The organism is Gemmobacter sp. 24YEA27, assembly GCF_030052995.1.
Taxonomy (GTDB): domain Bacteria; phylum Pseudomonadota; class Alphaproteobacteria; order Rhodobacterales; family Rhodobacteraceae; genus Pseudogemmobacter.
The window spans coordinates 1974642-1994999 of sequence record NZ_JASJPW010000001.1; the positions used below are offsets into that span (position 1 = coordinate 1974642).

The window sequence follows — 20358 nt, forward strand, 5'->3', positions numbered from 1 at the left end:
GAATGCGATCCTTTGCAGCGTTTGCAGATGCGTTCGCCGAACCCTTCGCTCGGGAACGCCGTCGCGCAACGCAGACAGAAACGCTCTTTCGGCGAATCCGCCAGGGCACGTTGCACAAGGGGCTCGTCCGGCACATCCGCGTTCATGGCTCTGTCGGCCACCCCGCACTCAGCCGCCCGCCCCCTGCCTCCCGCATCCGACCGCGCCCGGTCAGCCGCGCCTGATCTGCGGGCACGCGCCGGATCGGTTTCAGCATCCCTGCCTCCCGGGCCTTTGTCGTCCCAAAGAGACCGCAGATCCGCCCCTGTAATGTTGCGCAGGCCTTCCACCCCGCCCGGTCGTTTATACCGTTCCTTGTGACCGGCTTCGACGGCGCAGGCGACATGACGGCGGAGATCTGCTGCCACCTGGCCCCCGGGGCGGCGCCGGAGATCGGGGTTTCCCGGATCATCGCTCATTTTGCGCGACCCCTGGCGGGCGTGGCGCCAGATCGCGGTATACGGCGGCTTCCAGGTCTTTCTCGGTGACGGGACGCATCTCATCCCGACCGGAGCGGTCGCTGACCATTATATAGGTTGAGGTTCTGCGCCAGGCCTCGAAACTCAGCCCCTGCAAAAGCTCTTCCTCGATGAGGATATCATAAGGCCCGGCGGGGAGCTGGTCCACGTAGCCGGGCAAGGTGAAGGAATGGGCGAAAGACACGCGCTTCCTGGATGACCGAATGTTCATCTGTGGCCTCCGATCAGGTCTGAATGGCATGCCCGAGCGTCGCGTCAGACCCGCAGACATGCGACGGCAAGGTCTGGTCAAACATAGGACAGGCGGGCAGGGCCGGGGCTGATGGGTGTTAGCTTTCTTTAAAAATACAGCAACATGGACGCAGGCGGTCGGATTTCCTGGGGCGGGCCGCCGATCTGGCACGGACCGGGTGAAAAACAGCCCAGGGCTGCCCGAATTGATCCCCTGATGCGGCCCCGTGCCATCCGCCTGTCGTCCCGGCCAACCTGTTCAGCGCAACAGCGGGCCTTCATGATCCATATAGGCCGTATCGAAGCCCGCGAGGGATTGCAGCCGGGTCAGGTCGTTGAAGACAACCCTGCCTTTCTGGAAGGTGACCAGTCCGTCCTCCCGCAACTGCCGCAGCACCCGGTTGACATGGATGGCGCTCAGGCCAAGCGCATCGGCCAGGTGGTATTGCGTCAGCGGGCAGGAGAACCCCGTCCTGTCGCCAACCCCGACTAGGTTCAGCCGTGCCCCGAGTTCCAGCAGCAGATGCGCCATACGCTCGACCGCCGAGCGGCGCCCAAGGTTGACCAGATGCTCGACCATCATCGCCTCGTCCCGCGAGGACGCCCAGAGCACAGCGGTTGCAAGCCGGGGCGCTCTGGCAAAGGCGCCGAGAATATCCGGCGCGAAGACCTCGGATGCTTCGATATCTGTCAGCGCCTCGAGGCTGAGGTCCGAGCTGCGAAACAGAATGCTGCGCAACCCCAGAAAATCGCCGGGAATCTGGAAGTTGATAACCTGACGCCCGCCATCAGGCAGCATCTTGTAAGAACAGGCCCAGCCTTCGGCCAGGATAAAGGCGGAAGCGTTGGACTGGCCTTCATGCATCATCGTATGCCCGGCAGGAAAGGTTCTGCGCCGGTGATGAAAGCGCGCAAGCGTTTCCAGATCAGCCTCGGAGAGGGCCACAAAGGCCGAGAGTTTCCGGGTCAGGGCACTGCTTTCGACAAGCTTCAACGGCGTCTCCCGAAAAGGGGCGGAATGCAGAAATTGGATCGGTGAGGCTGCTCTGGATCAGTCCGCCCGGCAGAGCTTCCTGTCAGGATACAGCAGCGCATCGGGATTCTGTCTTGTCCTGATCCCTTATACACCAAAAAGGACCACGCGTGATGCCCGTCCAGACAGATCATGCAGGTATGGCCGCGCTTGCCATCTGCGAGGCGCTTTTGCTGGCCATCAGTGACCACAGGCTTCTGCCCGAAAGCGAAATCGCCGGAATTTTGCGCGATGCGGCGGCGGCGCATGAAAATGCGGTGGGCGATACGGCAGAGATGGAAATGCATCAGAGCGTTGCCTGCCTGATCAACGGGATCAATGCCGGCATGAACTCATCCGGTCTGCACCGGGGCTGAACAGGGCGGACCTGCAAGTCCGCAGGGCTTTCCGGGGCACAGACCAGACGGCCCGCAGATGCGGCCATCCCCGGCGGTCGCAGGGGGTGTCCCCGCCTGCACGATATCGAAGCGCGAGGAGCAAAACAGCATGTCTGCAAAAGATGTCATATTCGGCGATGAAGCCCGCAGCCGGATGATGAAAGGCATTGATATCCTTGCCGATACGGTCAGGATCACCCTTGGCCCAAAGGGGCGAAACGTCATCCTGGACCGGAACCATGCGCCGCCGCGCATCGCCAAGGACGGCGTGACTGTGGCGCAGGAAATCGAGCTTTCGGACAGGTTCGGCAATATGGGCGCGCACCTCGTTCGGGAGGTGGCATCCCGCACTCATGACGAGGCCGGAGACGGCACAACGACCGCCACGGTGCTCGCGCAGGCCATTGTCCGTGAAGGCATGAAAGCCGTGGCCGCCGGCATGAACCCGATGGATCTGAAGCGCGGCATTGACAGGGCCGTGCGTCTCGCGGTCACAGGTCTCAGGGATATGTCGCGCCCGGTCACTGACAGTGACGAGATTGTCCGTGTCGGCACGATCTCGGCCAATGGCGACGCGGCCATCGGCCGCCAGATCGCGGATGCGATGCAGCGGGTTGGCAAAGAGGGCGTGATCACCGTCGAAGACGCCAGAGGCAGGGAGACCACGACCGAAATGGTGGAAGGCATGCAATTCGACCGCGGCTGGCTGAGCCCCCATTTCATCACCGATCCGCAGCAGATGAGTGTCGTGCTTGAAGACGGTGTGATCCTGCTGCTCGACAGCAAATTGTCGGCGCTGAAACCGATGCTGCCGCTGCTTGAGGAGGTGCTGGAGGCCGACAGGCCGCTTCTGCTCGTCGCCGAAGACATCAGTGGCGAGGCGCTTGCGATGCTGGTCGTCAACAGGCTCCGGGCGGGGCTGAAGGTTGTCGCGGTGAAATCTCCCGGCTTCGGTGAAAGCCGCAAGGCCATGCTGGAGGATCTTGCGATTCTCACCGGGGGCGAGGTGATCTCGGCCGATCTGGGAACGCGGCTTGAGGATGTGACCCTGGCCCGGCTGGGCAAGGCGAGGAAAATCCTCGTCAGTAAGGACGCCACGACCATCATCGACGGCCAGGGGGACAAGGCGGCAATCGCCGCACGGGTCAGCCGGATCCGCGGGCAGATCGCGGAGCAGGTTTCGGATTATGACAAAGAGAAACTGCAGGAACGCCTGGCACGTCTTGCTGGCGGCATTGCCGTGATCCGTGTCGGCGGCGCCACCGAGACCGAGGTGACCGAACGCAAGGACAGGATTGATGATGCGATCCATGCAACACGCGCGGCGGTCGAAGAGGGGGTGGTCCCCGGTGGCGGGGTGGCGCTTTTGCTTGCGGGCAAGCTGTTGGCGGATCTGAAAGGGGACAATCCCGATCAGGATGCCGGGATCAGGATCATCCGCAGGGCGCTGCAGGCCCCCTTGCGCCAGATTGCCGTGAACGCCGGAGCCGATGGGGCCGTCATCGCGGGGAAGATCTCTGAGGTCGGACGTCCCGGCTATGGCTATGATGCGCAGACCGGAACCTTTGTCGACATGTTCGAGGCGGGGATCCTGGACCCGGCCAGGGTGGTGCGTATCGCACTGGAAGATGCCGCATCGGTTGCGGGCCTTCTGATCACCACAGAAGTGATGATCGCCGAGCACCGGTGAAGACGCAGCGCTGCCGGCAAGATCTTCTGCCGCGTTGCCGGCCCCGGCAGCGCTCTGGCGGTCTGAATCTGTCGAATTTCGGCAAGGACCCTGAAACCTCGCAGCCAATCCTAACATCGATCAGCCCCGGGGGGCCGGCCAGCCTGTAAGAGTGACTGACCCGGACGGAGTGGTTCAGGTCGCCACTGACCTCAGATCAATCTCTCTGGCTGCAAGACAATATCTGCCGGTGATCCGCATCCGCTCATTTTTTTCGCCCACGACGCCTGCATCCTGAAAGGACGCAAAGATGACACCTCCTGAATGGCTCAAACCCGGCATTTATGGCGCTATCCTCGGCGGTATCACGGTGGCTGTGATCGGCTTCGGATGGGCGGGATGGTCTACCGCAGGCGGCGCCAGCCGAATGGCACAGACCGCGGCGAGCGAGCAGACCGTTGCCGCCCTTGTCCCGGTCTGTCTGGCAATGTCTGCCGCCGATCCCGAGCGTGTGACCAAGATCGCGACGATCCGCCAGGCGACAACTCCTGGCAGGCGCGATGCGCTGATTGCGACCGGCTGGGCGACGATGCCCGGACGTGAAGCGCCGGATCGCGCTCTTGCGACCGCATGCCTCGCCGCGCTGGAGCTTCCCACCGCCTGATCGCGGCTCTGATCATATAAGATTTCGATCAGGCCGGCGCATTGTGCGGCCCGATTGCCTGGTCCTGCAGCGCGCCCCGGGATCATCCCGGGCGCGCTGGCGTTTGCGCAGGGGCAGATCTTCGGCACGGAACACCATGTGCAGAGCCGCCGCGTCTCAGATCTTTGCACCGGCCAGGCGGCACTGCGCGATGATCCCGACCCATCCCCTGGCGCGCAAAACTGCACGACCGCACGCTGGAGGCGCGGATCCGGCGGCGACGCTTTTCGGGTGGCCCTTTGTCACTTTCCACGGGAAAAACCAGAGGCAGATGACATCGGATCCATGCCCTTTCATCTGTCCTTAAATATTCCTGGGGACGCGGCAAAGCCGCGCGGGGCAGGGCCTCCGACTGGGCCCTTAATCCTCGCCCCGGCCGAGCCGGGCCGCGCGGCCACCCCGGCGCTTTACCAGCGAGGCCGCGCGCGAGGGAAGCTCATCCATGATGCGCCGGCGCTCGGAGGCGGTGATCGAAGACCAGGCGCCGATTTCGGAAAGCGAGCGGTAGCATCCGACGCAGATCTTCGCGTCGGAATGGATCACACAGATCTTCACGCAGGGGCTCTCGATCTCGTTGCGGGCCCAGATGTCGTCCTTCACGATATGCCTTTCTGCCTTCAGCCCCGGATCTTTGGTCATGCGGTCACCGGTCATGCGGTCACCGGTCCGGCGGTCATCGGACATCTGGTTATCGGCACCGCGCTCATCCATGGCGCGCGATCTGGTCCAGCCGGTCCAGCGCGCCTTGCAGAATATAGCCCGCCGCCACCGCGTCGATCACCTCTTTCCGACGCTTTCTCGACGCATCCGCCTCAAGCAGCGCCCTTTCTGCCGCAACTGTCGACAGCCGCTCGTCCCACCAGGTGATCGGCAGCGGCGTCAGCTTTTCCAGATTGCGGGCAAAGGCGCGGGTCGATTGTGCCCTTGGCCCCTCGCTGCCATCCATGTTCAGCGGCAGGCCCAGCACGATCGCCTTCCCCTCGCGCGCCTTTATCAGCTCCAGCAGCCGCGCCGCATCGAGGGTGAATTTCTCGCGCCGGATCACCAGGGTCGGCGTGGCGACCGAGCGGCGCAGGTCCGAGATCGCGACGCCGATGGTTTTGGTGCCCAGATCCAGACCGATGATCGCGCCGGAGGGCGGCAGTTCGGCCATCAGCCCCGAGATATCATCAAGGATCATGGGGAAACCTCTGCTGGGGGATGGCTTTGGCGGCGGCTTCGATCAGCGCGCGCTCAGGGGCCTCAGCCCCCCCGGACCCCTCCGGCCAGGCGCTGCGGGCGTGATCGAGCATGTCCTGCGCCTCGTCCAACCGGCCCAGCACCACAAGGCCGCGGATCAGCTGCGCCCATTCTGCGCCCGAGCCGCCCTCGCTTTGCAGCCGCGCACTGAGGCCCGCAACCATGCCCGCTGCCATCTCGCCGATCTCGGCCTCGCTCTTACCGGCGGCGGCCGCGATGTCTTCGGCACCTGGCCCACGCAGCGCTGTGTCCCGGGCGGCGGGTTCTGCGGCATCTGCCTCGGGCAGCTGATAATCCCAGGCCCCGGCAAACCAGGCCGCAGCCCGGATCTGATCGCGCAGGCGCGGCACCCAGAAGCCATCCTGCGGCCCCTGTTCGATCAGCGGCCGCCAGAGCGCGAAGGCCCGGTCCGGCCGCCCGCCCTGGGCATAGAGCTCGCCGGCAAAGAGGAAGAGGGGGCCGGTGGCCTCGCTGACCGGCGGCAGCGCCGTCAGCACCGCGCGGTCCTCGCCCTGGGGCTGGAAGCCCTGGGCTGCGGCCAGCAAAAGATCCGCCACCCGGTCCAGCGCGGCGCGCCCGTCAAGGCCAAGGCCCCGGACCACCTCGGCCTCGGCCTCGGGCGAGACATAGCCAGAGGCCTGTTCCACCAGCAAAAGTGTCAGAAAGCTGTAATCGGTTGCACTGGCCTCAGCGCCGCGCACCTCGATCAGACGCCGCTGCGCGAGGATCGCATCGGCGTAATTCCCCAGCCGCGCTTCGATGGTTGCGCGCAGCCCGAGGCCCTGGAGGTTGTCAGTCACCGCCGGATCCACCGTTTCGCGCAGCTTTTGCAGCGGCTCGACCATATCCGGCTCCGGCTCGGCCGGGATGATCGGGGGAAGATTTGCGACATAGACCGCCTGTGAGGGCCGGGTTGCCATGCGGGATTCAGCTTCGGCCAGCCGCGTCGCCATTGGCAGATCAGGCTGACCGGGCCGCCCGAGCTGCAGATAAAGAAAGACCGCCCCCGCCACTGCAAGCACGATCACCCCCGCCGCCAGCACCAGATCGCGCGACGAGCCCGCACCCGATACCGCGCGCCGGTTCAGACGGTCTGCCTCCAGCAGACGGCGCCCGATTTCAGCCTTAAGCCGCTGCGCCTCGGCCCCGGTGAGCCCCCCGCGTGCCTCTTCCTGCCCGATCCCGGCAAGCTGCTGGCGATAAAGGCTGATATCGCGTGCGAGTTCTGGTTCCGGCGGGGTGCGACGGGCAAAGAACAGGCTGAGGGTCAGGAGGATCGCAATCCCGCCCGCAAGCATCGCCGCCACCATCCAGAACCCGGTGGCATCGCCCAGTCCATCCATCATCCGCCCCATCATCCGCACATCAACCCTCTGGGTGATGTAATGGTTTTACCGGCTTTGCAAAAGCCCGCGCTGCCGGGCCAATCGACGCAGCCCGGCACGCGGGTACATGCCTGCGGTCTTGCCGGGGCCTCCACGAGGTCGCGGTGTCGCAATTTTCCCGATTGTGCCGCGTGAAGGCGGTGGCGTTTTCCAGCTGTCGGGCAGAAGATAAGAGGCCGGATTCCGGGCCTGCATTCCCCGACCGCCCTGGTCACGACTACGGGCCGGGCAGGGGCATGAGCGGAAATCGGAGGCTATGAAAGCGACATGCGAAACGCGCGGCGGAGGTTCACCAGATGAGGCGTTATTCGGTCTTTGCCCTTGCCCGCGAGGCGTTGCGCTACCATTCCGGCTGGGGAAAGGCCTGGGCCTCGCCGGAACCGAAGAAACACTATGACGCCATCATCATCGGCGCTGGCGGTCATGGTCTCGCAACGGCTTATTATCTTGGCAAAAACCACGGCATCAGGAATGTCGCGGTGATCGAGAAGGGCTGGCTCGGCGGCGGCAATACCGGTCGCAATACGACCATCATCCGCTCGAACTATCTGCAGGATCCCTCCTCGGCGATCTTCGAAAAGGCGCGCGCGCTTTATGAGAACCTGAGCCAGGATCTGAACTATAATATCATGTTCTCGCCGCGCGGTCTTTTGATGCTGGCGCAGACCCATCACGAGGTCCGGGGCTATAAGCGCACGGTTCACGCGAACCAGCTGCAGGGCGTCACCACCGAATGGCTGGAGCCCGAGCAGGTCAAAAAGGTCGTGCCGATCATCAATCTGCACGGGCCGCGCTATCCGGTTCTGGGCGGTCAGTGGCAGGCGCGGGGCGGCACGGCGCGCCATGACGCCGTGGCCTGGGGCTATGCGCGGGCCTGTTCCGACATGGGTATGGACATCATCCAGAATTGCGAAGTCACCGCCGTGCGTCAGGAAAACGGCGTGGTGACAGGGGTCGAGACCACGCGTGGCGAGATCTCCTGCAAAAAGCTCGGCATCGTCGTGGCCGGTCATTCCGGCGTGCTCGCAGAAATGGCGGGCTTCCGGCTGCCGATCGAATCGATCGCGCTTCAGGCGCTGGTCTCGGAACCGATCAAGCCGGTGCTCGATATCGTCGTGATGGCCAATACCGTCCATGGCTATATCAGCCAGTCCGACAAAGGCGAGCTGGTGATCGGCGGCGGCACTGACGGCTTTAACAACTATACCCAGCGTGGCTCCTTCCATCATGTCGAGGAAACACTGCGCGCCCTGGTTGAGACTTTCCCGATCATCTCGCGGCTCAAGATGCTGCGCCAATGGGGCGGCATCGTCGATATGACCGGCGACCGCTCGCCGATCATCTCGAAAACCCCGCTCGGAAACTGCTTCATCAATTGCGGCTGGGGAACGGGGGGCTTCAAGGCGATCCCGGGATCCGGCTGGGCGATGGCCGAGCTGATCGCCAAAGGCGAGCCGGGCGCTCTGGCCCGGGAATTCGACATGTGGCGCTTCAAAGAGGGCCGCTTCATCGACGAATCCGTCGCCGCCGGGGTGGCCCATTGATGCGCCCGCTCATTCATCTGTCTCTAAATATCCCGGGGGCCCGGGGGCAGCGCCCCCGGCTCGCGGCCAGCCCGAGGGCGCACCAATGCTGATCCTTGAATGTCCCTGCTGCGGCGTCAAAGCCGAGGAAACCGAACTCGCCCCCGGTGGCGAGGCGCATCTGAAACGGTTCGGCCCCGGCTCCTCTGACGCCGAATTCGAGACCTATATGTTCGCGCGCAAAAACCCCAAAGGCGTGCATTTTGAACGCTGGCGCCATGCCTATGGCTGCGGCAAATGGTTCCTTGCCGCGCGCGACACCGCGACGCTCGAGGTCTTCGGGACATATCCGGCCCAGACCACGGAACCCCCTGCGGAACTGATTGCAAAGATCCAGGCGAAACGGCCGGGTTGGAAGGGCTGGAAATGAGCGCGAGGCTGCAAAAAGGCGGGCGCCTGATCAACCGATCGGCCCGGATGGAATTCACCTTTAACGGCAAAAAGCTGAACGGGCTTGCCGGCGACACGCTGGCCTCGGCGCTTCTGGCCAATGATCAGCTGCTGGTCGGGCGCTCGTTCAAATATCACCGTCCGCGCGGCATCATGGCCTCGGGCCCGGAAGAACCCAATGCGCTGGTCGCCCTGGGCGAGGGCGCGCGGTTTGAACCCAATCAGCGCGTCACCACGACCGAGCTCTTTGACGGGCTGACCAGCGCCAGCCAGAATCACTGGCCCTCGCTGGAATTCGACATTGGCGCGGTGAACAACAAGCTCGCGCGCTTCCTGCCGGCGGGCTTTTATTACAAGACCTTCATTCATCCGCGTTCGGCCTGGAAACATCTCTTCGAGCCAGTCATCCGCCGCTCGGCCGGCCTCGGCAAACCGCCGGAAGAGGCAGATGCCGACCGCTACGAATATACCTATGGCCATGCCGATATCCTTATTGCGGGCGGCGGTATTGCGGGCCTGCAGGCGGCGCTGGTTGCGGGGGCTTCGGGCGCGAAAGTGCTCCTCCTCGAACAGACCGCGCATTGGGGCGGCCGCGCGCCGGTCGATGGCGATATCATCGACGGCAAACCGGCCGAAGCCTGGATCGCCCAGGCGCTGCAGACCCTTGGCGCGATGGAAAATGTCAGCTTCCGCGCACGCACGATGGTTTCGGGCGTCTATGATCACGGCTATGTGCTGGCCGAAGAGCGCATCGCCGACCATACCCCCGGCGACGGGCGGCCCCGCAAACGCCTCTGGCGTATCCGGGCTACGAAAGTCATCGCCGCAACCGGGGCGCTGGAACGCCCGCTGTCATTTGCCGGCAACGATGTTCCCGGCGTCATGCTGGCCTCTGCCACCCGTGATTATGCCGTGAATTTCGCGGTCTCGCCTGGCGAGCGCACGGTTGTCGTCACCAATAATGACGATGCCTACCGCACCGCGCTCACACTGAAAGAGGCGGGCCTTGAGGTCACCGTGGTCGATGCGCGCGCCTCGACCTCCGGCGAGCTGCCGTCCCGTGCCCGTGCGATGGGCATCCGGATCGAGACCGGGCGCGGCATCGTTAAGGTGAAAGGCGGCAAGCGCGTCACCGGCGTCGCCATCGGTCTCCAGGCCGGTGAGGGCGGCGCGGTGGAAGACATCGTCTGTGATGCGGTCGCCATGTCGGGCGGCTGGTCGCCGGTCGTGCATCTGTGGTCGCATTGCGGCGGCAAGCTGATCTGGGACGAAGCGCGCGCGCTGTTCCGTCCCGATGCACCCGCCCGCGCTGGGTGAGGATGGCACCGCCATGGTCTATCCGGCAGGCGCGGCCAATGGCGCGCTGGCGGCGGCAGAGGCGCTGAGCGATGCGGCGGCCCAGGCCGCTCTGGCGGTTGAGGCCACTGGCCATAAGACGGGCGCGGCTGCGACTGCTTCGGCGGATGTGGTCGAAGAGGGCGCGATGCTTCCGGTCTGGATCATGCCGGCCTCGGCGGGGATCGATCTGAAATCGAAAATGTGGCTCGATTTCCAGAATGACGTGAAGGTCTCTGACGTGCAGCTTGCCGCGCGCGAAGGCTATGTCTCGGTCGAACATACCAAGCGCTATACCACGCTGGGCATGGCGACGGATCAGGGGAAACTTTCGAATATCAACGGGCTCGCAGTGCTTGCTGATGCTCTGGGCGAACAGATCCCGCGCGTCGGCACCACAACCTTCCGCCCGCCTTATGCGCCCGTCACGATCGGCGCGCTGACGGGTGAGGCACGCGGCGACATCTTCCAGCCGCTGCGCAAGACGCCCATGCATGACTGGCACCTCGCCCATGGCGCCTATATGGAGCCCGTCGGCCTCTGGCAGCGGCCCTATACCTATCCGCGTGCGGGCGAAACGCATGACCAGGCGGTCAACCGCGAGGTGCTGAACACCCGCGAAAGGCTGGGCCTGCTTGATGCCTCGACGCTGGGCAAGATTCTCGTGAAAGGGCCGGATGCGGGGAAATTCCTCGATATGCTCTACACCAATGTGATGTCGAATCTCGGGATCGGCAAATGCCGCTACGGGCTGATGTGCAACGAACAGGGCTTCCTGTCGGATGACGGTGTGGTGATCCGCATCGCCGAAGACACCTGGCTTTGCCACACCACATCCGGTGGGGCAGACCGGATCCATGGCTGGATGGAAGACTGGCTGCAATGCGAATGGTGGGACTGGCAGGTCTATACCGCCAACCTGACCGAGCAATATGGCCAGATCGCGGTTGTCGGCCCCAATGCCCGGAAACTGCTGGAAAAACTTGGCGGGATGGATGTCTCGAAAGAGGCGCTGCCCTTCATGACCTTCAGGGATGGCGAGCTTGCGGGCTTCCCGGTCCGCGTTCACCGCATCTCTTTCTCGGGCGAGCTGAGCTACGAGATCGCAGTGCCTGCGAGCCATGCGCTTGCCTTCTGGGAACTGCTTTACGACGAAGGCCAGGAGTTCGGTCTCCAGACCTATGGCACCGAAGGCCTGCACGTCCTGCGCGCCGAAAAGGGCTTTATCATGATCGGGGACGAAACCGACGGGACGGTGATCCCGCAGGATCTCAACCTCGACTGGGCGATTTCGAAGAAGAAAGAAGACTTCCTCGGCAAACGCGGCCAGCAGCGCACCTTCCTCGCGGCAAAAGACCGCTGGAAGCTGGTGGGCTTTGAAAGCCTGGACGGATCGGTGATCCCCGATGGCGCCTATGTCATCGCGGCGGGCACCAATGAATACGGGTTCCGCAATTCCCAGGGCCGCATCACCTCGACCTATCATTCGCCGACGCTGAAAAGAGGCATCGCGATGGGGCTTCTGAAAGACGGCCCGGCACGGATGGGCGAAGTGGTCGAATTCACCGCGATGACCGGCGGCGTCTCGGTCGCGGCAAAGGTGGTTGACCCGGTTTTCTATGACAAGGAAGGGGAGAAGCAGAATGTCTGATCCGGTTTCTGCCCTGCAAGGCGCGGTGGCCCAGGGCTTTGCCCGCGTGGAAGAGATCGGCCCGCTGGGGATGATCACGCTGCGCGCCAAGCCCGGCACTGAGGGGCTGGAGGCGGCGATCAAAGCCGCAACCGGCTGCGATCTGCCCGGGGCGCGCAGGATCACCCATCAGGGCGCGAACAGCTGCGGCTGGATGAGCAATGACGAATTCCTGCTCGTCCTGCCTTACGCCGATGTGGCGAAAGCGCTTGCCGCGATTGCGGTGGCGATGGCAGGCGCGCATCATCTGGCGGTCGATGTCTCGGATGCGCGGGCGGTGTTTCGCGTGACCGGGCCGCAGGCCGATCAGGTGCTGCGCAAGCTGACCCCGGCCGATCTGGATAAGGTGGAGGCGGACGAGATCCGCCGTTCGCGCTTTGCCCAGGTGGCGGCGGCCTTCTGGCCGGTCGCAGCAGCGGGGACAGATTGTGGCTATACGCTGGTCTGCTTCCGCTCGGTCGCGGGCTATGTCATGGGTCTTCTGACCCATGCGGCGCAGGCGGGCAGCGAACTCTGACCGGCGACGCTTCCGGGCCGGGATTAATACCGCACAGATCCGTTTCTGACGGGTCTGGCTTGCAGTTATTCTGCATCGCAAAAGCGATTTGGCATTGGCCAGAGGCCCGGTCTCTGCCTTCCGGAACCGCAGTTGCATATAGCGAAGGGTCGGTTAGTCTCGCGGCATATTGCTTTCTGATCCGGAGCTTTCGCATATGCCGAGATTAGGCTTTCTCGCTTTTTTCCTCCTCGTTTTAACATCTTCTCTTGCCAGGGCCGAGATTGGTGTCTGGCGTTGCACGCTTGGACCGATCAGCGACCGGACGCCCTTTTTCTCGGGGGATCTGCTGATCGCCTATGACCCCGAAACGACACAGCTTTGGGTCAATGATGTCGGGATTGCGGGGATAGATAAGGGCTTTATCCCGGCAAAGGTTTCAATTGACGCAGGCCAGGTCGATCTGCGCTGGAAGCTCAGACTGGCAGAGCATCTGGGCGAAAGAATCGCACGCTTTGCCTATAAGGCGCAATTTGATGCGAGCGGGCGCCAGTTGACCGCAACCGGCTGGGCTGACGGCTATCGCAACCCGCCCGCGGCCACAGTTTCCGGCCCCTGCGTCAGGGCATAGGGCAAAACCGGCGCGTTTTGCGGCGCGCGATCAGGCGCCCTTGTAAGGCGTTGTTTCGCTTTGTCTTGCCCGCAGGGCTTGACCTTCGGGGCGGATGCGCCCTTATTCCAGACGTAACGCCCCATCCGAACAGGAGTGAGTCCGATGACGTTTCATCTTCCCGATCTGCCCTATAAATACAACGCCCTTGAGCCGCTTGGCATGTCGATGGAAACGCTGGAATTCCACCATGACCTGCATCACAAGGCCTATGTCGACAACGGCAACAAGCTGATTGCCGGCACCGAATGGGAGAAGAAGTCGCTCGACGAGATCGTCGTCGGCACCTACCAGGCTGGCGCTGTGGCGCAGAATGGCATCTTCAACAATGCTTCGCAGCACTGGAACCACAATCTGTTCTGGGAAATCATGGGGCCGGACCAGGTCGGGATCCCCGGCGCGCTGGAAAAGGCGCTGACCGAAAGCTTCGGCTCGGTTGCAAAATTCAAGGAAGATTTCGCCGCGGCCGGTGCTGGCCAGTTCGGTTCGGGCTGGGCCTGGCTGGTGAAAGACAAGGACGGGTCGCTCAAGGTCACCAAGACCGAGAATGGCGTGAACCCGCTGGTCTTTGGTCAGACCGCGCTTCTGGGCTGCGACGTGTGGGAGCATTCCTACTATATCGACTTCCGCAATAAGCGCCCGGCTTACCTGTCGAACTTCCTCGAAAAGCTGGTGAACTGGGAAGCCGTCGCCGCGAAACTCTGATCCGTCCCTGACGGATGACAAAAGGGGCCCCGCCGCATTGCGCTGGCGGGGCTTCTTTTTTTTGGCGCGGCTTTGCCATGTGATCCTGTGCACCAGATCCTGGCTTTGCGCCGCCTGACCCGGGACAGCCCGGCGTGTCGCGGATGTTCCGGGCATGTACGGAACGCGTCTTCCCTTTCCGCCGGCCCGGGGCGAAAGTCGTCGCCGGAGAATGGCTAAGCGCAGGAGCAGCGGCATGGGGTGGAGAAAGACGGTGCCAGCGCTTTGCCTGGCGCTCAGCGCAATGCCCGGGCTGTCAAAACCGGCAGCGGCTCAGGACTGGTTCACGCGTGAGGCCTGTAGCACGGGCGAGATCCGGGTCTGGCCCGAGGTTCTGTCCGTCGCGGATGAGGCGCGCTATTCTGCCATCGCCGGGGAGGTGCCGAACAGCCTTGGCCGGTTCTGGAAGATCACCGCGCCGGGCGGCCAGATCTCCTGGCTCTGGGGCACCTATCATGTCTCTGAGCGCCGCCTGCTTGCTTTGCCACAAGAACTGCGCGAGGTGCTTGAAGCTGCTGATGTTGTGGCGCTGGAGTTCAATCCGCAGCCCGGGACCCGCGCCGATATCCGCCGCGCCAATGACCAGGCCTGGATGTTCATTAGCCCGGGGGCAGCGCCGGATGACCGCGCGGATTTCCCGCCACAGATCCTCGACCATATCGCGCTGCGGCTTGAGACCTTTGGCTGGGATCCGGGCTATATGTCGATGATGACCGATGCCGGTCTGTTCAGCCTGTTGCTGTCAGACCCCTGTTCGGATTTCACCCCGTTCATGCCGGCCCAGGACTTTTTCATCGCCCAGACCGGCTGGCTTGCGGGGGCGCGGATTGCAGGGCTGCAAGAGCCATGGGAACTCGGCGCAGAGCTGACGGTGCCGGAACGCGCGGCGGCGGCACGGGCGGCGCTGCTGCTTTACGGGCTTTATCTCGGGCCGGATTCCGCGCTTGCCGGGCTGCGGGAGACCGGCTTCGCGCTTTATCTCGAGGGGCGGATCGGGGTGATGGATGCCTGGTCGGATGGCTGGGCGGAACAGGTGCTGGGGGCTGCGCGCGGGCGTGAGGTGGTGGATCTTGCCGAGAGCTATCTGCTGGTCGAGCGCAATGCGATCTGGATGGAAAAGATCCGGAGCCTGGCCGGTCAGGGCAATGCGGTGATTGCGGTCGGGGCCTCGCATCTGCCGGGGGATCTGGGGCTGGTAAGCATGATCCGCGATGCAGGCTACCAGGTGGAGCGGGTGGTTTTGCCGGGCGAGATGCCCTGAGCCCGGTCACTCCTGGCCACTGTGGCCCGCCGGGGATGCCTCCGGCGGGGGTGTCTGGATCAGGAGGAATGGCTCAGGCGGTAAGGCGGGCCTGGAGCGCGGCAGTGAGCGCCTCTGTCAGCGCCGGCACATCGGGGACGGCGCTGAACTGGCTTTTCAGCGAGGCATCGGCGAAGCCCTCGCGGATGATATGGTCGATCAGCGCGAGCAGCGGCTGCCAGTAGCCATCGGTATCGAGCAGGAAGATCGGTTTCTTATGCAGCCCGATCTGCGCCCAGGTCAGCACTTCGAAAAATTCGTCGAGGCTGCCGGCGCCGCCCGGCAGCACCACAATCGCATCCGAATTCATGAACATGACCTTTTTGCGCTCATGCATGTCTTCGGTGATCACAAAAGTGGTCAGATCGCGTTTGCCTTTTTCAAGCCCCAGCAGATGCACCGGAATCACGCCAAGCGTGGTGGCGCCGGCCCCCTGGGCGGCGCGGGCGACCTCGCCCATCAGGCCGACATCACCGGCGCCATAGACGAGGCGCCATTTTTGCGCCGCGATTTCGCGCCCGAAGCTCTGGGCGGTGGCGACATGGGCGGGATTGGATCCGGGGCGCGAGCCGCAGAAGACGCAGATTGAGGGAAGCTGCATTGGGACTCCTGAATTCGATTGCCAGCGGGGGCGATATCGGGGTTTCCTTTAGGCGATAACCTGCCGGGATGCGATGGGAAACCTGACGAAGAGGCGTCGGGGAAACCTGTCCGGCCGGAAGGGGCTGAGGCCGCGCGGATCGCGCGACGGTGACGGAGAGGGGAACGGATGAAGGCCTGGAGTGACTTGGGCGCGGGCACGCGTACGGTGGTATCGGTTGCGGGTGCGGGTGCGGCTCTTGCTCTGGGGGTGGTGATATCGGGCTGGCGACCAGAGGCCGGTGGAGGCACGGGCGGGGGCGGGGGGACAGAGCCTGCCGCGCAGGTCGCACAGCTTCCGCAGGAAGGACAGACTGAGGACAGCGCCGCACAGGCAGGGCAGGGCGGGGCTGTTGCTGCCGCCGATGCGCCTTCCGGGGCCGCAGATATTGCGGCGCCGGTCATCACCACCTGGGCGGTGGCTCCGGGAGGTCATGCGACCATCGGCGGGCTCGGCGAGCCGGATGCGCAGGTGCTGGTTCTTATAGACGGGGCCGAGATCGGCATGACGCGGGTGACCCGTGGCGGCGAATTCGCGCTGGTGACCACGCTCGCGCCGAACCCGTCGCCCGCGATCCTCAGCCTGATGATGGTGCTGGAGGATGGAAGGCGGATCCCGTCGGCCGAGGTGATCGCTATGGGGCCAGTGGCTGGTGCGGTCGTGCCGCTTGCGGAGACTGCTGCGGCGCAAACTGCAACGGGCGCCGCAGCCACGGCGGAGCAGCTTCCCGATCTCGCACCGGTTGCGATTGCGGAAGCAGGCGCAGAGGCTGCTCCGGTGGCGCTGAAGATCAGTGAAGAAGGGGTTGTGCTCCTCCAGCCCGCAAACCCGGCGAGCACAAATCTTGTGCCCCCGGTGCTTGTCCAGACCATCTCTTATCTGTCGCCCGGCATCGTGCAGATCGGCGGCAGTGGCGCGCCCGGGGCCTTTATCCGTCTCTATCTTGATGACCAGCCGGTGGGGCCGGCAGAGGTCGGGGTCGAAGGGTCGGGCGGCTGGCAGGCAGAGATCCCGGGCATTGCGCCGGGGCTCTACACGTTGCGGGTTGATCAGCTGGATGGTGAGGGCAAGGTGACGTCGCGGGTTGAGATCCCGTTCCGCCGTGAGACACCCGAGGCGCTTGCGACGCTGGCGGGGGCGGTGTGGATGCGGCTGGCACCGGGACGCCGCCGCCCGAAAATACGCGGCCCGAGGGGCTTTCGCCTGAAACAGCGCCGCAGCCGGCAGAGGCCGCGGCCCCTGCTGTCGTGGCGGCGGCGCCAGAGCCGGAGCCGGGGGCTCAGGCCGCAAGCGAGGCAGTACCGGCAGAGCTTGCCGCGCTGGCCATGGCAGAAGCCGCCCTGCCGGAAACATCAGAGCAGCCGCTTGCCTCAGCGGCGCCCGCCGGTGCTGAAGCGCCCGCTCCGGCCGTGCCGGGGATCCCGGTACAGACCGCCTTGCCGGCGTCGCCCGCCATTTCGGTGACGGTGCAGCCTGGCCATACGCTCTGGGCCATCGCGCGCGAGGAATTCGGCGAGGGGGTCTTGTATGTCCAGCTTTTCGAGGCCAATCGCGACCGTATCATCGATCCGGATCTGATCTATCCCGGCCAGGTCTTTACGATTCCGGGGCGTTGACCGGCTGGTTTGCGCCAGACTGGTTTGCGCCAGACTGGTTTGCGGCAGTCTGATCCGCAACGGGCGGGTTCGCAACGGGCGGGTTCGCGACGGGCTTGCCGCTTTGCGGCGGCCCGGCCCTGGTCATATTGCCCTGGCAGCAGGCAATCACTTCGGGATGCTCGGCACAGCAATCATTCAGCAAATGCGAAATCGCGGCGCCGACACCGGCGGGATCAACCGCGTAGAACACATTCCGCGCCACTTTGCGGGCGGTCAGCAACCCGGCCTGTTCCAGTTGCGACAGGTGAAACGACAGCCGCGAGGCCGAAAGCCCAAGCAGGCGCGCGATCTCGCCCGCAGCCAGTCCGTCCGGTCCGGCGGGAACCAGCAGGCGGATCAGGTCAAGCCGGTCGCCATGTGACAGCGCCGAGAAGGCGCGCAGGGCCTGCCCGCGCTGAAGCGGATCAAAGGGAGCGGCCATCCCGGGAGCGGCCATACCGGCTTCGCCGGAGGGCGCCGCACGGAACGCCGCAGGTCCAGGCACCGCGGTGAGATCTGCGGGGCGCGCCAGGTCCGGCAGATCCGTGGTGCCTGGGTGATCGGGGTCTTTACTCTGATCCATGTTTCAACTATTCATGAATCCTTGAAATAACTCAAGCCACCATTGCGCCCGGCCGCAGAATTTGCGGCCGCAGCACACAAAGCCCGCAATGGCAGCTCTTCGCGAAGGCCATCCATGTCCGCTCCCGACCCAATTCCCTCCGCATCGCCCGATGCGCCGGCCTCTGGCTGGCAGACCATCCTGCGGGTTGCGCCGCATCTGTGGCCGAAAGACCAGCTCTGGGTCCGGCGCCGGGTGATGATCGCGCTGGCCTTCCTGCTGGTGTCCAAAGTGATTTCGGTGATCACACCCTGGTTTTACAAACTGGCAGTGGATGGCCTTGCCGGAGAGGGCGCAGCGGATCCGGCGCGGATCATGGCGCTTGGCGCGGTGGGGCTGGTGGTGGCTTACGGGCTGGCGCGGCTTGGCGCGGTGTTGTTCCAGGAATTGCGCGACGCGGTCTTCGTGCGGGTGGCGCAGGGGGCGCTGAGGCGGCTGGCGCTTGACACCTTCAGCCATATTCACCGGCTGTCGATGCGCTACCATATCTCGCGCCGCACCGGCGGCCTGTCGCGGATCATCGAACGCGGTGTGAAAGGCGTCGAGTTCCTGTTGCGGTTCCTCTTGTTCTCGATCGGGCCGCTGATCCTTGAACTGGTGCTGGTGACGCTGATCTTCGCTTTTGCCTTCGGGGTGAACTATGCGGTCGTCGTCGCGGTGACGATTGCACTTTATGTCTGGTTCACCTTCGCGGTGACCGAATGGCGGGTGAAGATCCGTCAGGAGATGAATGATCAGGATACCGATGCCAATCAAAAGGCGGTGGACAGCCTGCTGAACTATGAAACCGTCAAATATTTCAACGCGGAAGCTCGTGAGGCCGAGCGCTATGACGGCGCGATGAAGCTGTACGAATCGGCGGCGGTGAAGACCGGGCTCTCGCTCTCGATCCTCAATGTCGGCCAGACGCTCCTGATCACCGCAGGGCTGATCGCGGTGATGGTGATGGCGGCTTTGGGCGTGCAGCAGGGGCAGCTGACGGTTGGCGATTTCGTTATGGTCAATGCCTATATGATCCAGATCACCTTGCCGCTGGGTTTTCTGGGCACGGTTTACCGCGAGATCCGCCAGGCGCTGGTCGATATGGGGGCGATGTTTGGCCTTCTGTCGCAGCCAGCTGAAGTGGTGGACGCCCCCGATGCAAAGCCGGTCGCGGTTAACGGCTGCGAGATCACCTTCGACAATGTGTTCTTTTCCTACGATCCATCGCGCGAGATCCTGAAAGGCGTGAGCCTGCGGGTGGCCCCGGGTGAGACCCTCGCGCTGGTCGGGCATTCCGGCTCGGGCAAGTCGACGATCGCGCGGCTCCTGTTCCGCTTCTATGACGTGACCGGAGGGGCGATCCGGATCGACGGCCAGGATATCCGCGATGTGACGCAGAGCTCGCTCCATGAGGTGATTGGCGTCGTGCCGCAGGATACGGTGCTCTTCAATGACACGATCCGCTACAATATCGGCTATGGGCGTGCCAATGCGAGCGAGGCTGATATCATCGCAGCGGCGCGGGCGGCAAAGATCCATGACTTCATCGAAAGCCTGCCCGACGGCTATGACACCACCGTTGGCGAGCGCGGGCTGAAGCTTTCGGGCGGTGAAAAGCAACGGGTTGGCATAGCGCGTACCATCCTGAAGAATCCACCGATCCTGATCCTCGATGAGGCCACTTCGGCGCTTGACACCCAGACCGAACGCTCGATCCAGGAGAGCCTGCATGAGATGGGCGAGGGCCGTTCGGTGATCACCATCGCACACCGGCTCTCGACCATTGCGGATGCGGATTGCATCCTGGTGATGGAGGCGGGCCGTGTGATCGAACAGGGCCGCCATGAGGCGCTTCTGGCCAAAGGTGGCCGCTATGCCGCGATGTGGGCGCAGCAGCGCGCCGAAGAAGAGGACGCGGCGGCGTGACCTTTCTCCGGGCTTTGCAGCCCGGATGCCTCCGGCGGGGATATTTGAGAGACAGATGAATAATACTGCCCCTTTTCATCTGTCTCTAAACATCCCGGGGGTGAGCGGCGAAGCCGCGAGGGGGCAGGGCCCCCTTTCCTGCCTGGTCAGGATTACCGCATCCGGATGAGGGGATTTTCCCTTTGACC

At 64.0% G+C, this 20358-nt stretch carries 18 protein-coding genes and 2 pseudogenes; 13 read left to right on the forward strand and 7 right to left on the reverse strand.

Annotated features, from left to right (window positions below):
* Window positions 1-447 precede the first annotated feature (447 nt).
* Together QNO18_RS09790 and QNO18_RS09795 are read right to left on the reverse strand one after the other, a co-directional pair.
* Entirely contained in the window at window positions 448-729 is a 282-nt protein-coding gene (locus tag QNO18_RS09790; RefSeq protein WP_283177515.1) for a hypothetical protein, read from the reverse strand.
* Window positions 730-1008: 279 nt separating this feature from the next.
* Entirely contained in the window at window positions 1009-1743 is a 735-nt protein-coding gene (locus QNO18_RS09795; protein ID WP_283177516.1) for a Crp/Fnr family transcriptional regulator, read from the reverse strand.
* Window positions 1744-1895: 152 nt separating this feature from the next.
* Between QNO18_RS09795 and QNO18_RS09800 the strand changes: the two genes are divergently transcribed.
* The 3 genes from QNO18_RS09800 to QNO18_RS09810 all read left to right on the forward strand — a co-directional run bounded on the left by QNO18_RS09800 (window position 1896) and on the right by QNO18_RS09810 (window position 4492).
* Complete coding sequence (locus tag QNO18_RS09800) at window positions 1896-2138, forward strand: hypothetical protein (RefSeq protein ID WP_283177517.1); 243 nt, start codon at window positions 1896-1898, stop codon at window positions 2136-2138.
* A 130-nt stretch (window positions 2139-2268) separates the two neighbouring features.
* Window positions 2269-3849, forward strand: a complete 1581-nt coding sequence (groL, locus tag QNO18_RS09805) for a chaperonin GroEL (protein ID WP_283177518.1) — start codon at window positions 2269-2271, stop codon at window positions 3847-3849.
* Window positions 3850-4138: 289 nt separating this feature from the next.
* A complete protein-coding gene (locus tag QNO18_RS09810; protein WP_283177519.1) occupies window positions 4139-4492 on the forward strand; it encodes a hypothetical protein in 354 nt (117 codons plus the stop codon).
* Between the two features lie 399 nt (window positions 4493-4891).
* Here the strand turns inward: QNO18_RS09810 and QNO18_RS09815 are convergent, their stop codons facing one another.
* From QNO18_RS09815 to ccmI, 3 genes are all read right to left on the reverse strand, one after another.
* A complete protein-coding gene (locus tag QNO18_RS09815; protein WP_283178775.1) occupies window positions 4892-5131 on the reverse strand; it encodes a DUF1289 domain-containing protein in 240 nt (79 codons plus the stop codon).
* 103 nt (window positions 5132-5234) lie between these two features.
* Entirely contained in the window at window positions 5235-5711 is a 477-nt protein-coding gene (gene ruvX, locus QNO18_RS09820; protein ID WP_283177520.1) for a Holliday junction resolvase RuvX, read from the reverse strand.
* Window positions 5701-7116 (reverse strand): c-type cytochrome biogenesis protein CcmI, encoded by a 1416-nt coding sequence (gene ccmI / locus QNO18_RS09825; protein ID WP_283177521.1) that lies wholly within the window; start codon window positions 7114-7116, stop codon window positions 5701-5703. Before ccmI ends, ruvX begins: the two co-directional genes overlap by 11 nt.
* A 335-nt stretch (window positions 7117-7451) precedes the next feature.
* Here ccmI and QNO18_RS09830 point away from each other — a divergent pair, with 335 nt between their 5' ends.
* The 7 genes and pseudogenes from QNO18_RS09830 (at window position 7452) to QNO18_RS09860 (ending at window position 15324) form a co-directional block, all read left to right on the forward strand.
* Window positions 7452-8699, forward strand: coding sequence for a sarcosine oxidase subunit beta family protein (locus QNO18_RS09830; protein ID WP_283177522.1), 1248 nt, complete (start codon window positions 7452-7454; stop codon window positions 8697-8699).
* Between the two features lie 85 nt (window positions 8700-8784).
* Window positions 8785-9108, forward strand: a complete 324-nt coding sequence (locus tag QNO18_RS09835) for a sarcosine oxidase subunit delta (RefSeq protein WP_092896530.1) — start codon at window positions 8785-8787, stop codon at window positions 9106-9108.
* Window positions 9105-12114: pseudogene (locus tag QNO18_RS09840) on the forward strand (sarcosine oxidase subunit alpha family protein). Before QNO18_RS09835 ends, QNO18_RS09840 begins: the two are co-directional and overlap by 4 nt.
* The gene (locus QNO18_RS09845; RefSeq protein WP_283177523.1) at window positions 12107-12670 is read left to right on the forward strand and encodes a sarcosine oxidase subunit gamma family protein; all 564 of its coding nucleotides are present in this window, start codon (window positions 12107-12109) and stop codon (window positions 12668-12670) included. The pseudogene QNO18_RS09840 and the gene QNO18_RS09845 overlap by 8 nt, the downstream one beginning before the upstream one ends.
* 196 nt (window positions 12671-12866) lie before the next feature.
* Complete coding sequence (locus QNO18_RS09850; protein ID WP_283177524.1) at window positions 12867-13280, forward strand: hypothetical protein; 414 nt, start codon at window positions 12867-12869, stop codon at window positions 13278-13280.
* A 144-nt stretch (window positions 13281-13424) separates the two neighbouring features.
* Complete coding sequence (locus QNO18_RS09855; RefSeq protein ID WP_283177525.1) at window positions 13425-14024, forward strand: superoxide dismutase; 600 nt, start codon at window positions 13425-13427, stop codon at window positions 14022-14024.
* A gap of 235 nt (window positions 14025-14259) precedes the next feature.
* A complete protein-coding gene (locus QNO18_RS09860) occupies window positions 14260-15324 on the forward strand; it encodes a TraB/GumN family protein (protein ID WP_283177526.1) in 1065 nt (354 codons plus the stop codon).
* Window positions 15325-15397: 73 nt separating this feature from the next.
* Here QNO18_RS09860 and QNO18_RS09865 read toward each other — a convergent pair whose 3' ends face one another.
* Window positions 15398-15964, reverse strand: coding sequence for a TIGR00730 family Rossman fold protein (locus tag QNO18_RS09865; protein ID WP_283177527.1), 567 nt, complete (start codon window positions 15962-15964; stop codon window positions 15398-15400).
* A 168-nt stretch (window positions 15965-16132) separates the two neighbouring features.
* Here QNO18_RS09865 and QNO18_RS09870 point away from each other — a divergent pair, with 168 nt between their 5' ends.
* Together QNO18_RS09870 and QNO18_RS09875 are read left to right on the forward strand one after the other, a co-directional pair.
* Window positions 16133-17467: a hypothetical protein gene (locus tag QNO18_RS09870; protein WP_283177528.1), complete on the forward strand. Its 1335-nt coding sequence runs from the start codon at window positions 16133-16135 to the stop codon at window positions 17465-17467.
* Window positions 17458-17619, forward strand: a pseudogene (locus tag QNO18_RS09875) (LysM peptidoglycan-binding domain-containing protein); the annotation flags it as partial. The gene QNO18_RS09870 and the pseudogene QNO18_RS09875, both read left to right, overlap by 10 nt.
* On the opposite strand, the gene QNO18_RS09880 reads toward QNO18_RS09875, so the two are convergent.
* Window positions 17600-18223, reverse strand: coding sequence for a metalloregulator ArsR/SmtB family transcription factor (locus QNO18_RS09880; RefSeq protein ID WP_283177529.1), 624 nt, complete (start codon window positions 18221-18223; stop codon window positions 17600-17602). The pseudogene QNO18_RS09875 and the gene QNO18_RS09880 sit on opposite strands and share 20 nt — an antisense overlap.
* Before the next feature lie 114 nt (window positions 18224-18337).
* Here QNO18_RS09880 and QNO18_RS09885 point away from each other — a divergent pair, with 114 nt between their 5' ends.
* On the forward strand, window positions 18338-20170 hold the full coding sequence (locus QNO18_RS09885) for an ABC transporter ATP-binding protein/permease (protein WP_283177530.1): 1833 nt from the start codon (window positions 18338-18340) through the stop codon (window positions 20168-20170).
* Window positions 20171-20358: the final 188 nt, after the last annotated feature.

Bases quoted from the DNA above. Each gene is read 5' to 3' on its own strand.
- QNO18_RS09790 (WP_283177515.1), bottom strand. From the start codon at position 729: ATGAACATTCGGTCATCCAGGAAGCGCGTGTCTTTCGCCCATTCCTTC.
- QNO18_RS09800 (WP_283177517.1), top strand. From the start codon at position 1,896: ATGCCCGTCCAGACAGATCATGCAGGTATGGCCGCGCTTGCCATCTGC.
- groL (WP_283177518.1), top strand. From the start codon at position 2,269: ATGTCTGCAAAAGATGTCATATTCGGCGATGAAGCCCGCAGCCGGATG.
- QNO18_RS09810 (WP_283177519.1), top strand. From the start codon at position 4,139: ATGACACCTCCTGAATGGCTCAAACCCGGCATTTATGGCGCTATCCTC.
- ruvX (WP_283177520.1), bottom strand. From the start codon at position 5,711: ATGATCCTTGATGATATCTCGGGGCTGATGGCCGAACTGCCGCCCTCC.
- ccmI (WP_283177521.1), bottom strand. From the start codon at position 7,116: ATGATGGATGGACTGGGCGATGCCACCGGGTTCTGGATGGTGGCGGCG.
- QNO18_RS09830 (WP_283177522.1), top strand. From the start codon at position 7,452: ATGAGGCGTTATTCGGTCTTTGCCCTTGCCCGCGAGGCGTTGCGCTAC.
- QNO18_RS09835 (WP_092896530.1), top strand. From the start codon at position 8,785: ATGCTGATCCTTGAATGTCCCTGCTGCGGCGTCAAAGCCGAGGAAACC.
- QNO18_RS09845 (WP_283177523.1), top strand. From the start codon at position 12,107: ATGTCTGATCCGGTTTCTGCCCTGCAAGGCGCGGTGGCCCAGGGCTTT.
- QNO18_RS09850 (WP_283177524.1), top strand. From the start codon at position 12,867: ATGCCGAGATTAGGCTTTCTCGCTTTTTTCCTCCTCGTTTTAACATCT.
- QNO18_RS09855 (WP_283177525.1), top strand. From the start codon at position 13,425: ATGACGTTTCATCTTCCCGATCTGCCCTATAAATACAACGCCCTTGAG.
- QNO18_RS09860 (WP_283177526.1), top strand. From the start codon at position 14,260: ATGGGGTGGAGAAAGACGGTGCCAGCGCTTTGCCTGGCGCTCAGCGCA.
- QNO18_RS09865 (WP_283177527.1), bottom strand. From the start codon at position 15,964: ATGCAGCTTCCCTCAATCTGCGTCTTCTGCGGCTCGCGCCCCGGATCC.
- QNO18_RS09870 (WP_283177528.1), top strand. From the start codon at position 16,133: ATGAAGGCCTGGAGTGACTTGGGCGCGGGCACGCGTACGGTGGTATCG.
- QNO18_RS09880 (WP_283177529.1), bottom strand. From the start codon at position 18,223: ATGGATCAGAGTAAAGACCCCGATCACCCAGGCACCACGGATCTGCCG.
- QNO18_RS09885 (WP_283177530.1), top strand. From the start codon at position 18,338: ATGTCCGCTCCCGACCCAATTCCCTCCGCATCGCCCGATGCGCCGGCC.